Annotated in this window: 12 protein-coding genes; 5 read left to right on the top strand and 7 right to left on the bottom strand. The window is 69.4% G+C overall.

What is annotated here, in order from left to right; genetic code table 11:
- The first annotated feature begins 117 nt into the window (after positions 1-117).
- On the top strand, positions 118-1,914 hold the full coding sequence (locus tag VGF64_06045; protein HEY1634299.1) for a fumarate reductase/succinate dehydrogenase flavoprotein subunit: 1,797 nt from the start codon (positions 118-120) through the stop codon (positions 1,912-1,914).
- Positions 1,914-2,675 carry a succinate dehydrogenase/fumarate reductase iron-sulfur subunit gene (locus VGF64_06040; GenBank protein HEY1634298.1) on the top strand — a complete coding sequence of 254 codons (762 nt, stop codon included), beginning with the start codon at positions 1,914-1,916 and terminating at the stop codon, positions 2,673-2,675. The genes VGF64_06045 and VGF64_06040 overlap by 1 nt, the downstream gene beginning before the upstream one ends.
- A gap of 27 nt (positions 2,676-2,702) precedes the next feature.
- Here VGF64_06040 and VGF64_06035 read toward each other — a convergent pair whose 3' ends face one another.
- Positions 2,703-4,142 (bottom strand): alkaline phosphatase family protein, encoded by a 1,440-nt coding sequence (locus VGF64_06035; protein ID HEY1634297.1) that lies wholly within the window; start codon positions 4,140-4,142, stop codon positions 2,703-2,705.
- 106 nt (positions 4,143-4,248) lie between these two features.
- Between VGF64_06035 and VGF64_06030 the strand changes: the two genes are divergently transcribed.
- The 3 genes from VGF64_06030 to VGF64_06020 all read left to right on the top strand — a co-directional run bounded on the left by VGF64_06030 (position 4,249) and on the right by VGF64_06020 (position 5,317).
- On the top strand, positions 4,249-4,638 hold the full coding sequence (locus VGF64_06030) for an SCP2 sterol-binding domain-containing protein (GenBank protein ID HEY1634296.1): 390 nt from the start codon (positions 4,249-4,251) through the stop codon (positions 4,636-4,638).
- A gap of 5 nt (positions 4,639-4,643) precedes the next feature.
- On the top strand, positions 4,644-5,024 hold the full coding sequence (locus VGF64_06025; protein HEY1634295.1) for a VOC family protein: 381 nt from the start codon (positions 4,644-4,646) through the stop codon (positions 5,022-5,024).
- Between the two features lie 83 nt (positions 5,025-5,107).
- Positions 5,108-5,317 (top strand): hypothetical protein, encoded by a 210-nt coding sequence (locus VGF64_06020; GenBank protein ID HEY1634294.1) that lies wholly within the window; start codon positions 5,108-5,110, stop codon positions 5,315-5,317.
- On the opposite strand, the gene VGF64_06015 is transcribed toward VGF64_06020, so the two are convergent.
- From VGF64_06015 to purN, 6 genes are read right to left on the bottom strand one after another with little or no spacing between them, the layout of a single operon-like run.
- On the bottom strand, positions 5,314-6,312 hold the full coding sequence (locus tag VGF64_06015) for a malate dehydrogenase (protein HEY1634293.1): 999 nt from the start codon (positions 6,310-6,312) through the stop codon (positions 5,314-5,316). The two genes, VGF64_06020 and VGF64_06015, sit on opposite strands and share 4 nt — an antisense overlap.
- Before the next feature lie 10 nt (positions 6,313-6,322).
- Entirely contained in the window at positions 6,323-7,519 is a 1,197-nt protein-coding gene (gene icd, locus VGF64_06010; protein ID HEY1634292.1) for an NADP-dependent isocitrate dehydrogenase, read from the bottom strand.
- A gap of 51 nt (positions 7,520-7,570) precedes the next feature.
- Positions 7,571-8,440, bottom strand: a complete 870-nt coding sequence (locus VGF64_06005) for a methylenetetrahydrofolate reductase (protein HEY1634291.1) — start codon at positions 8,438-8,440, stop codon at positions 7,571-7,573.
- 57 nt (positions 8,441-8,497) lie between these two features.
- Complete coding sequence (locus VGF64_06000) at positions 8,498-9,361, bottom strand: tetrahydrofolate dehydrogenase/cyclohydrolase catalytic domain-containing protein (protein ID HEY1634290.1); 864 nt, start codon at positions 9,359-9,361, stop codon at positions 8,498-8,500.
- Entirely contained in the window at positions 9,361-10,875 is a 1,515-nt protein-coding gene (gene purH, locus VGF64_05995; GenBank protein HEY1634289.1) for a bifunctional phosphoribosylaminoimidazolecarboxamide formyltransferase/IMP cyclohydrolase, read from the bottom strand. Before purH ends, VGF64_06000 begins: the two co-directional genes overlap by 1 nt.
- A complete protein-coding gene (gene purN, locus VGF64_05990; GenBank protein ID HEY1634288.1) occupies positions 10,872-11,435 on the bottom strand; it encodes a phosphoribosylglycinamide formyltransferase in 564 nt (187 codons plus the stop codon). The genes purH and purN overlap by 4 nt, the downstream gene beginning before the upstream one ends.
- Positions 11,436-11,478: the final 43 nt, after the last annotated feature.

Genomic DNA, 11,478 nt, shown 5'->3' with positions numbered 1-11,478 from the left:
CATCCTCACCGGGAAGCACATGGTGTGGGCCTGGGCCAGCCTGATCTGGATCGCCCTCGCAGACCTCTACATCTGGTTGGTGGCCATCGGCGCCTTCCACGACCCGAGATTCATCTGATGGCCGAGTACGAGACCCACGAGCTCGATGTGCTGGTCATCGGGGCCGGTGGCGCCGGCCTGCGAGCGGCGATCGCGGCGTCGGCCGAAGGGGCCCGCACCGGCCTCGTGTGCAAGTCGCTGCTCGGGAAGGCCCACACCGTGATGGCCGAGGGGGGCATCGCCGCCTCGCTCGGCAACGTCTATCCCGACGACAACTGGAAGGTCCACTTCCGGGACACGATGCGCGGAGGCAAGTTCCTCAACAACTGGCGCATGGCCCAGCTCCACGCTCAGGAAGCTCCCGAACGGGTGCTCGAGCTGGAGGAATGGGGTGCGCTGTTCGACCGCACCCCCGACGGACGTATCCTGCAGCGCGACTTCGGGGGCCACCGCTTCGCCCGCCTGGCCCACGTCGGGGACCGCACCGGCCTGGAGATGATCCGCACCCTCCAGCACCACTCCGTGCACCGGGGCGTCGACGTGTTCATGGAATGCACGATCACGCGGCTGCTCACCACCGACGGCCACGTGGCGGGCGCCCTCGGGTACTGGCGCGAGTCGGGGCGTTTCGTCATCTTCCGGTGCAAGGCGGCGATCCTCGCCACCGGGGGCGTTGGCAGGGCCTACAAGGTGACGACCAACTCCTGGGAGGGCACCGGCGACGGCCACGCCCTGGCCCTGTGGGCTGGGGCCGACCTGATCGACATGGAGTTCCTCCAGTTCCATCCGACCGGGATGGTGTGGCCGCCCTCGGTGCGCGGCCTACTCGTCACCGAGAGCGTCAGGGGTGACGGTGGCGCCCTTCGCAACAGCGAGGGTCGCCGCTTCATGTTCGACTACATCCCCGAGCTGTACCGGGCCGAGACGGCCGATACCGAGGAGGAGGCCGACCGCTGGTACACGGACCGGACCAACGCCCGCCGCACACCCGACCTGCTGCCCCGTGACGAGGTGGCGCGAGCCATCAACACCGAGGTCAAGGCGGGCCGCGGGACCCCGCACGGCGGCGTCTTCCTCGACATCGCCAGCCGCCGGGACGCCGACTACATCAAGCGGCGCCTTCCCTCGATGTACCAGCAGTTCAAGGAGCTGGCCGACGTGGACATCACGGCCGAGCCCATGGAGATCGGCCCCACCTGCCACTACTTCATGGGCGGAGTGCGCGTCGAGGCCGAGACCGCCGCCTCCACCGTGCCCGGGCTCTACGCGGCCGGCGAGGTCGCCGGGGGCATGCACGGAGCCAACCGCCTCGGCGGCAACTCGCTCTCGGACCTCCTCGTGTTCGGGCGGCGGGCCGGGCTCGCCGCAGCCCAGCACGCCATCGGGCGGGCCCGCGCCGAGGAGATCGACGCGGGCCAGGTCGACGCGGCCACGAGCCACGCACTGGCCGCCTTCGGGCGGGACGAGGGTGAGAACCCCTACGCCATCCAGCAGGACCTCCAGGACTGCATGCAGCGACTGGTGGGGATCATCCGTCGCGAAGACGAGCTCAAGGAGGCGCAGCAGGAGCTGGCCACGCTCAAGGAGCGGGCCAAGCGGGTCAAGGTGGAAGGACATCGTCAGTACAACCCGGGCTGGCACCTCGCTCTCGACCTCGACCCCCTCCTGACGTTGTCGGAGTGCCTGACGATGGCGGCGCTGCAACGCACGGAGTCCCGAGGTGGTCACACCCGCGAGGACTACCCGCGGACTGACGACGAGCTCGGGAAGGTGAACATGGTCATCCGCCGTCGGGAGGACGAGTTGTCGATCGAGCCCGAGCCGCTGCCGCAGATGCCCGACGACCTCGAGGCCCTGCTCGAGGATCCCCACTGATGGCGGACGTGACCATGCGGGTATGGCGCGGCGACGCGGACGCTGGCGCGCTCGAGGACTACCAGGTCGATGCCGAGGAGGGCGAGGTCGTTCTCGACGTCATCCACCGCCTCCAGGCCAGCCAGGCCAACGATCTCGCCGTTCGGTGGAACTGCAAGGCCGGCAAGTGCGGCTCGTGCAGCGCCGAGATCAACGGCAAGCCGCGCCTCATGTGCATGACGAGGATGAACATCTTCGAGCCGGGAGAGCCGGTGACGGTGACGCCGATCAGGACGTTCCCGATCGTGCGCGACCTGGTGACCGACGTCTCGTTCAACTTCGAGATGGCCAAGAGGGTCCCCGCCTTCGCACCCAAGCCCCGCGAGCCGGACGGCACCTACCGGATGAGCCAGGAGGACGTCGACCGCCTCCAGGAGTTCCACAAGTGCATCGAGTGCTTCATGTGCCAGGACGTGTGCCACGTGATCCGGGACCACGAGGGCAACAAGGAGAACTACGCCGGTCCTCGGATGTTCATCCGCTACGCCGAGCTTGAGATGCACCCACTTGACACCGTCGATCGCCGCCCGCTGTTGCGGGGCGAAGCCGGCCTCGGCTACTGCAACATCACCAAGTGCTGCACCGAAGTGTGCCCGGAGAGCATCCACATCACCGACAACGCCATCATCCCGCTCAAGGAGCGGGTCGTCGACAGTTACTACGACCCGGTGGCCTGGCTGGGCCGCAAGATCCGCCGCCGAGGTCGGAAGGCAACGGGATAAGCCGGCGCCACCATCAGGGTCCGTCGCCTAGGGCTGCTGCCATGGGACAGCTGGCTCGGGTAGGACGGGCGGATTCAAGTAGGTCCCCTTGGTGAAGTCGACCATGTCGTCGAGAGGATCGAGCGCCGCCTTGTCACGGGCGGTCAGCGGAGGCAGGTTCCATATGCGCTCGATCAACTTGAGCGCAGAAGTGTGGTCGTAGCAGGTGTTGGAGACATAGTTCGCCTTGCTGTAAGGCGACACGACGACGGCGGGAACTCGAAAGCCCAGGCGGTCGAAGCGTCCCGCACCGGAGTCGGCCTCTTGCAGCTTCTTCCAGAAGCCGAGCTGTTGCAGCACCCAACGGATCGGTTGGCCCACGGTGAGCAGGCTCCTCGGGCGAACGTGGTCGGGCTCGACGGCCTCCGGAGGAGGAACGTGGTCGAAGTAGCCGCCATGCTCGTCGTAGAACCAGATCAGCAGCGTCTTTGGCCATCCCTTGCCGCGCATGACTGCGTTGATGACCGCGGCGGCGAATCCCTCGCCGACCTGGATGTCCTGCGGGTTCTCCTCCGAGCTGGCCTGAAAATCGGGGTCGACGATGCTGACGGCGGGCAAGGTACCGGCGGCGGCATCCTTGAGGAACTGATCCATCGTCCGCAGGTGGCGAAGGCACCGCCAGACCCCCAGCGGATAGAGGTCGGCGGTGAACTGCATGTTTCCGCTTCCGGCCTTCAGCGCAGCGGGGAAGAAGTTGGCCACCGCCAGCTTCAACGTGCGGAACCCGCGCAGGCCGGGAGCGCCCAGAATCCGCTTGAGGAAGATCCGCCGACCCGCGACGTGGTGGTAGTTGGCCCACGTGATGTCGTGTCGGTCGAGCAGGTCGAAAATCGTGCCGGTGGCCGGATAGTCGATCATCCCGGTAGGTGCGTCGTCGATGAGGCCGTTGGCGGTGCCAGCGATGAGGAATCGGCGGTTTGGAAACGTGGGGCCTGGCAGCGAGCAAAACCAGCGATCCGAAAGGGCGAAGGTGTGAGCTAGAGCTGAGTAGAAAGGCAGGTCGTCTGCGGTCCAATACCCCATGGCCGCGCGTGGATCTCCATCGGGCACTGTCTCTTCAATGCTGCGCACGAACCCGTCGTTGCGACCGGACTCGAACTGGATGTGACTCGCATGCCAGGACTGCGACGGCACGCCGGGGCGCTGGATGGTCGTCGGCAAGTGATAGGGGTCGATCACTGCGCCGGTCTGATTCTTGTTCACCGGCAACGGATCTGGTGCGTTCTCGAGTCCTTCCCCATGGCCAAGCATTCCGAAGTAGTTGTCGAAGGAATGGTTCTCCATCATCAACAACACGACGTGCTCGACCTCTGGGAGGCGGTTCGTGCCCAACGGTCTGGAAGTGTCCGGCAGCCGGGCGAGATCGCGGCTCTTGTCCCGCCGGCGGAGGCGCCGCCTGGCGATCCCCCGGTCCAGAGCGCCCGCCACGCGGCCATGGTCCCATACCCGTCGCCCCGAGAGACGATTGACATCGGCTCGTTCGCGGGCGCCGACGAGGTGGCCCGGGGCGTGGGCAATCGGCCACGATGGGTGGATGGCCCGCTTCCTGTCCGACGAGTGGGTGGCTGAGCTGAACGGCGCCGTTGCCGGCGACGAGCAGGTCTCCCTGGCCGCATCGGGGGTCCATCTCACGATTCAGCAGGTCGTGGTCGGTCCGGACGGCGACGAGAGGTGCTACACGACCCGCGTGGACGACGGCCGTGTCGAGCTGACACCGGGCCGGGCGGACGACGCCGACACCACCATCACCGAGGAGTACGAGACGGCCGCCGAGCTGGCCCGAGGCGACACCACTCCCCAGGACGCCATCCTGGCGGGCAGGGTCCGGGTGAGCGGCGACCTGGGCGCGCTCCTGAAGGGCCAGGAGGTGCTCGAGACCCTCCGGGCCCGCTTCGACGCCGTGCGGGCCCGCACCGAGTACTGACGCACATGGAGGTGCTTGCCAGCCGGCTCCTGCTGCGGCCGACCGACCTCGATCGCTCCCTGGCCTTCTATCGGGACACGCTGGGGCTGGCCGTCTACCGCGAGTTCGGCGAGGCCGGACAGAGAGGCGTCGTCTTCTTCCTCGGGGGCGGTTTCCTCGAGGTGTCCGGGCGGGCGGAGTCGCCCACGGCGCCCAACCTGGCCCTGTGGCTGCAGGTTCGCGACGTCGACGCCTCCCACGACGAGCTGGTGGCGAAAGGGGTGAGCGTGGAGCGGCCACCGGTCACTGAGCCGTGGGGCTTGCGGGAGATGTGGGTGCGAGACCCCGACGGGCTGCGGCTCGCCATCATCGAAGTGCCCGCCGACCACCCGCTCCGGCGCCGCTGACCCGACGGCACGCCGGCAGGCGCGCGGACGTCTGGCGAGATAGGTTTTGGGGTTATCGACCCACGGAGGACAAGGGGGCGCACGTGACGCTGACCGGAGTGATCGACGACCACGTCCTGCAGCGGTACCGGGCACTGCTCGACGCCGAGGACGCCGCCTTCGACCAGTTGGCTCACGCCTATGAAGACGGTGACCGCGATCACTTCGAGGCCGACATGACCGCCTGGCAGTCGGCCATCGACCGCCGGCTGGCCTACCTCCGCCAGCTCGGCGTCAGCACCGCCCCCGCCTAAGGGGCGAGCAGCTCGGCCACCTCGGCCCGCTCCTCGAGGAGCTCCTCGGTCGTCACCCTGATGTGGTCGCGGCCCAGGTCATCGTGCTCGAGGCCGGCCACGACCTCCCAGCCGGAGCCGGTCGACCGCACCGGGTAACCGAACTGGAGACCCTCGGGGACGCCGTACTCGCCCGAGCTCGGGACCGCCAGCGACACCCAGTCCATCGGGTCCGTCGGCCTGCGGATGCTCACCACGGAGTCGACGACGGCGTTGGCCGCCGAGGCCGCTGACGAAGAGCCGCGCGCCTGGATGACGGCTGCTCCACGCTTCTGGACCGTGGTGATGAACTCGCCACGGAGCCAGTCGTGGTCGGTGATCACCTCCGGCACCGGCCGACCCCCGATCCGGGCATTGGCGAAGTCCGGATACTGGGTGGTCGAGTGGTTCCCCCAGACCCCGATCCTCGTGACCTCGGAGACGGGCACCCCGGCCCGCTTGGCGAGGAGGCCAGTGGCGCGGTTCTGGTCGAGGCGGGTCATGGCGAACCAGCGCTCGGCGGGGACGTCGCGTCCGTTGCTCCGGGCGATCAGGCAGTTCGTGTTGCACGGGTTGCCCACGACGAGCACTCGCACATCGCTCGCCGCGTGCTCGGCGACGGCCCGGCCTTGCGGGCGGAAGATGCCACCGTTGATGTTCAGCAGATCGCGCCGCTCCATCCCCGCCTTGCGCGGCACCGACCCGACCAGCAGTGCCCACGACGTGCCGTCGAAGGCGTCCTTCAGGTCCGGGGTGATCACGATGTCCGACAGGAGCGGGAAGGCGCAGTCCTCGAGCTCCATGGCCACGCCCTCGAGCGCGCCCATGGCGGGCTCGATCTCCAGCAGGCGCAGCACCACAGGCTGGTCGGGCCCGAGCAGCTGGCCCGAGGCGATCCGGAACAGGAGGGCGTAGCCGATCTGCCCGGCGGCGCCGGTGACGGTGACCTGGATGGGAGCGACGTCGGCGTTGGGCACGCAGCCTCCTCTAGAGCCGGTCGATGATGGCCGAGGCGAACTCCGAGGTCTTCACCTCGGTCGCACCTTCGGTGAGCCGGGCGAAGTCGTAGGTCACGATGCGCTCGGCGATGGTGGCCTCCATGGCCCGGACGATGTCGTCGGCCTCCGCCTGCCAGCCGAGGTGCTCGAGCATGAGCACCCCCGAGAGCAGGAGAGAGCCGGGGTTGACCTTGTCCTGTCCGGCGTAGCGGGGCGCGGTACCGTGCGTCGCCTCGAAGATGCCGTGGCCGGTGACGTAGTTGATGTTCCCACCCGGGGCGATGCCGATGCCTCCCACCTGGGCGGCCAGGGCGTCGGAGAGGTAGTCGCCGTTCAGGTTGGTCGTGGCGATGACGTCGAACTCGGCGGGGCGGGTCAGCACCTGCTGGAGGGTGATGTCGGCGATCGTGTCCTGCACCAGGATCCGGTCACCCGGGTCACCACCGCAGTCCTCCCAGGCCACGGCCACCCCTGCGAACTCCTCCCGCACGAGGTCGTAGCCCCAGCTGCGGAAGGCGCCCTCGGTGAACTTCTGGATGTTGCCCTTGTGGACCAGGGTGACCGACCGTCGGCCCCGATCCACCGCGTAGTTGATGGCGGCGCGGATCAGGCGCTTCGAGCCCGTCTCGGAGATCGGCTTGATCCCGACGCCCGAGTCGGGTCGGATCGACCACCCCATCTCGTCGTGCAGGAAGGTGATGAGCTTCTTCGCCTCCGGCGTTCCCTCCTGGACCTCGAGTCCGGCGTAGACGTCCTCGGTGTTCTCCCGGAAGATCACCATGTCGACCTTCTCCGGGTGGCGGACCGGCGAGGGCACCCCTTGGAACCACCGCACCGGTCGCAGGCACACATACAGGTCCAGGACCTGGCGGAGGGCGACGTTCAGGGAGCGGATGCCGCCACCGACGGGAGTGGTGAGCGGCCCCTTGATGCCGATGAGGTCGTCGTTGAAGGTGCTGACGGTCTCGTCGGGCAGCCACGTCCCCGTCTCGTCGAAGGCCTTCTGACCGGCGAGCACCTCCTTCCAGGCGATCTTGCGACCGTGCTTGACTGCCGCCGCGTCGAGCACCCGCTGAGCCGCCGGCCAGATGTCGATGCCGGTCCCGTCTCCTTGGATGTACGGGATGATCGGCTCGTCAGGCACCTGCAGGGCGCCGTCACTCGACATGGTGATCTTCTCGGCCATGGCGTCGAGCCTACTGGCGGCGGGGTCGCTCACCCCTAGTCGGGGCACACGTCAGACGGCCGGGCCGAGGCCCAGATTGTCGGAGATCTCCCTGGTCGCGGCGGCCTGGTTCATGGTGTAGAAGTGAAGGCCGGGCACGCCCTCGGCCAGCAACTTCTGGCCCAGCTCCGTGGCCACCTCGACACCGATACGACGAACCTCGTCGGGCCGGTCGACCACCGGCTCCAGCCGGTCGGTCACCACCCGCGGCACTTCGGTCCCCGACAGCTCGCACATCCTGCTGACGGTGCGAACGCTCGTGATCGGCATGATGCCCGGGATCACCGGCTTGTCCACTCCCAGAGCAGCGAGCGAGTCGACAAGGTCCAGATAGTCCTCGAGGCGGAAGAAGAACTGCGTGATGGCGAAGTCGGCGGCCTCGAGCTTGAGGGCGGTGTGGCGGCGGTCGGTCGCCCGGTCCGGGGCGCTGGGGTGTCCCTCGGGATGAGCCGCAACCGCCACGCAGAACGGCCCCACCGAGCGGGCCAGCTCGACGAGATCGAGGGCGTAGCGGAGGTCGCCCTCGGGCAGGTCCGAGTCGGCATCGAGGGGCGGGTCTCCGTGGAGGGCCAGGATGTTCTCGACTCCCGCGTCCCGGTAGCGGATCAGGACGTCCTCGAGCTCCTCCCGACGGTGGGCGGCGCAGGTGAGATGGGCCATGGCCGTCATGTCGCTCTGGCGCTGCAGGCGCACGACGAGGTCGTGGGTCCGCTCCCGGGTCGACCCCCCCGCGCCGTAGGTGATCGAGGTGAACGTCGGCCGCAGCGGCTGCAGCTCGGCCAGGGCCGCCTCAAGGCGTCGCTCTGCCGTCTCGCTCCGAGGGGGCCACAGCTCGATCGAAAAGGTCCGACCCCCGTCGAGGAGGTCCGAGATCCTGGCCATGGTCCTGAGAGCGTACTTCTCCCCTGGCAAACCCGGTCCCGCCGACCGGGCTGGGCCCTAGCCTCGCCGGGCCCGGCGCTCGGCGGCCTGGACGGCGTTGGTCAGCAGCATGGCCCTGGTCATCGGTCCCACCCCGCCCAACCGGGGTGTGAGCCAGCCGGCGACCTCGGCGACGGACTCGTCGACGTCCGACAGGAGGCGCTTGCCCGACCAGGAGGTCCCCGCCCCGACCACCGCGGCCCCGGGCTTGACCATGTCCGGTGTGACCAGCCCGGCTTGACCGGCGGCGGCCACGAGGATGTCGGCCCGCCTGGTGTGGTCGCCGAGATCGGGCACGCCCGTGTGCACCACGGTGACGGCGGCGTTGGCGTTCGGTCGCTTCAGCGCGAGCAGCAGCGCCAAGGGGCGACCGATGGTCAGGCCCCGGCCGATGATGACCACGTGGCGGCCCTCGATGGCGACCCCGTTCGCCACCAGCAGGGCCTGGATGCCCGCCGGTGTGCAGGGGATCGGTCCGTCGGCCCCCATGACCAGCCGACCCAGGTTGACCGGGTGCAGCCCGTCGACGTCCTTGCCGGGATCGACGGCCAGCAGGGCCGCCTCCTCGTCGAGACCTGCGGGAAGCGGGAGCTGGACGAGATAGGCGTCCACCTCTGGATCGGCGTTGAACCGGGCGATGGTGGCGTGCAGCTCCTCTTCGCTGGTGGTGGCGGGGAGGTGCTGGTGGATCGAGGCGATACCCACCTCGGCGCTGTCCTGATGCTTCATCTCGACGTAGCGGGCGCTCGGCCCGTGGTCGCCCACCAGGATCGATCCGAGCCCGGGCTGGACGCCCGCTCCCTTGAGCTCCCGCACCCGCTCGGACAGCTGCTCCCGGATGCGCGTGGCCAGCGCCTCGCCGTCGAGGATCCGAGCCGTCATCAGTGCCGGAAGTGTCGCTCGCCGGTCAGGACCATGGCCAGCCCCTGCTCGTCCGCAGCGGCGACGATCTCGTCGTCGCGCAGCGAGCCCCCGGGCTGGATGACCGCCGCCACCCCCGCGGCGGCCACGGCATCGAGCCCGTCACGGAATGGGAAGAAGGCGTCGCTCGCCGCCGCCCCCCCGGAAGCCCGGCCGGCCGCCTTGCGAGCGGCGATCTGGCCGGGCTCCACGCGGTTCTGCTGGCCGGCGCCGACGCCAACGGCCTGGCGCCCCGCGACGAGCACGATGGCGTTCGACGAGGTGAAGGCGCAGATGCGCCAGGCGAGCTCCAGGTCACCCCACTGGGCCTCGGTGGGCGCCACCTTCGTCACGACCCGCCACGCGTCGCGACCCGCGGGAAAGTGGTCCGCCTCCTGCACCAGGTACCCCCCGTCCAGCCGGCGCAGCTCCCGGACGTGCGGCCCCGGCGGAGGTGCCTCGAGGACCCGCATGTTCTTGCGCTTGGCGGCGAACCGCTCCAGGGCACCCGGGCTGTACGCCGGCGCGACCAGGACGTCGGCCACCGGGTTGGCCACGATCTGCGCCGCCAGATCGTCGTCGACCGGCCGGTTGAGGGCCACGATGCCGCCGAAGGCCGACATGGGGTCGCACTCGAAGGCCCGCTGGTAAGCGGAGGCGATGTCGCCGGCCACCGCGGCGCCACACGGGTTGGCGTGCTTGATGATGGCGGCGGCGGGCGAGTCACCCAGCTGGTGCACGAGCTGCCAGGCGGCCTCGGCGTCGAACAGGTTCAGGTAGGAGAGGACCTTGCCCCCGTGCTGGACGGCGCCGTCCCACCATCCTCGGGCCCCGATGTCCCGGTAGCGGGCGCCCTCCTGATGGGGGTTCTCGCCGTAGCGGAGGTCCTGGACCCGCTCGAGGGCCAGGTGAAGGGTCGGCGGGAGCGTGACGACGGGTCCGCCGGCGCCGCCGTCGTCCAGCCATCCCACGATGGCCGCGTCGTAGGCGGCGGTATGGGCGAAGGCGGCGCGGGCCAGTCGCCCACGGGTCGCGTCCGACAGGGCGCCGTCGGCCCGCAGCTCGTCGAGGACCGGCCCGTAGTCGGCGGGGTCGACGACAACGCCTACGTGGGCGTGGTTCTTGGCCGCGGCACGGACCATCGTCGGGCCGCCGATGTCGATCATCTCGATCCCGGGTCGGGACCGGAACGGATAGAGGTTGCACACGACGAGGTCGATCGGCGTGATGTCCCGTTCGCCCAGCTCCGAGCGATGCACCGGGTTGCTGCGGTCGGCCAGGATGGCGCCGTGGATGTCGGGGTGGAGGGTCTTCACCCGCCCGTCGAGCATCTCGGGCGCGCCCGTCACCGCGTCGACCGGCGTGGTGGCAACGCCCGCCTCCGTGAGCGCCGTCGCCGTGCCGCCGCTGGCCACCAGCTCCCATCCCAGGTCGACCAGGCCGCTGGCGAGCTCCGTCAGGCCGGTCTTGTCATAGACGGACAGCAGTGCCCTCACGACTTCAGTGGCTCCTCGATGACCTCGGCGATGGCGGCGGGATAGAGGCGCCGCTCGACCGCCTTGATCCGTTCGTGCAGGGACTCGACGGTATCGTCCGGCAGCACCGGCACCGCCTCCTGGGCGAGGATCGGACCGTCGTCAACCTCGAGCGTGGCGACGTGCACGGTGCACCCCGTGATCTTCACCCCTGCGGCGAGGGCCTCCTCCACGGCGTGCCAGCCACGGAAGGCAGGCAACAACGCCGGGTGGGTGTTGAGGATCTTCCCCGCGTAGGCGTCGTGCACCGGCTTGTCCAGCACCGTCCCGAACCCGGCCATGACCACGAGCTGGACGCCGTGGGCCCTCAGCACGTCGACGACCTGTTCGGTGTAGGCGACGCGATCGAAGTCCTTCCCGAAGCTGCGTCGCTCGACCAGTTGGGCCGACACCCCGGCCTGCGTGGCCACATCCAGGGCCCGGCAGGGCCGGTCGACGACGACGACGGCCACAGGTAGCTCGGCGTCCAGGATGGCCTCGAGGATCGTCCCGCTGCCCGACGCCAGCACCCCGACTTGCACTCTTCGCACGCTACCAGCGGCGCTCGTTCCGGCCGGTTATTGC

The sequence above is a fragment of the Acidimicrobiales bacterium genome (assembly GCA_036491125.1).
Taxonomy (GTDB): Bacteria; Actinomycetota; Acidimicrobiia; order Acidimicrobiales; family AC-9; genus AC-9.
The sequence above is the reverse complement of the archived record's forward strand: the minus strand, read 5'-3'. Positions and strand labels throughout refer to the sequence as shown.

Excerpts from the sequence above, each read along its gene's own strand:
- VGF64_06040 (HEY1634298.1), top strand. The coding sequence starts at position 1,914 with ATGGCGGACGTGACCATGCGGGTATGGCGCGGCGACGCGGACGCTGGC.
- VGF64_06045 (HEY1634299.1), top strand. The coding sequence starts at position 118 with ATGGCCGAGTACGAGACCCACGAGCTCGATGTGCTGGTCATCGGGGCC.
- VGF64_06000 (HEY1634290.1), bottom strand. The coding sequence starts at position 9,361 with ATGACGGCTCGGATCCTCGACGGCGAGGCGCTGGCCACGCGCATCCGG.
- icd (HEY1634292.1), bottom strand. The coding sequence starts at position 7,519 with ATGGCCGAGAAGATCACCATGTCGAGTGACGGCGCCCTGCAGGTGCCT.
- VGF64_06030 (HEY1634296.1), top strand. The coding sequence starts at position 4,249 with ATGGCCCGCTTCCTGTCCGACGAGTGGGTGGCTGAGCTGAACGGCGCC.
- VGF64_06005 (HEY1634291.1), bottom strand. The coding sequence starts at position 8,440 with ATGGCCAGGATCTCGGACCTCCTCGACGGGGGTCGGACCTTTTCGATC.
- VGF64_06025 (HEY1634295.1), top strand. The coding sequence starts at position 4,644 with ATGGAGGTGCTTGCCAGCCGGCTCCTGCTGCGGCCGACCGACCTCGAT.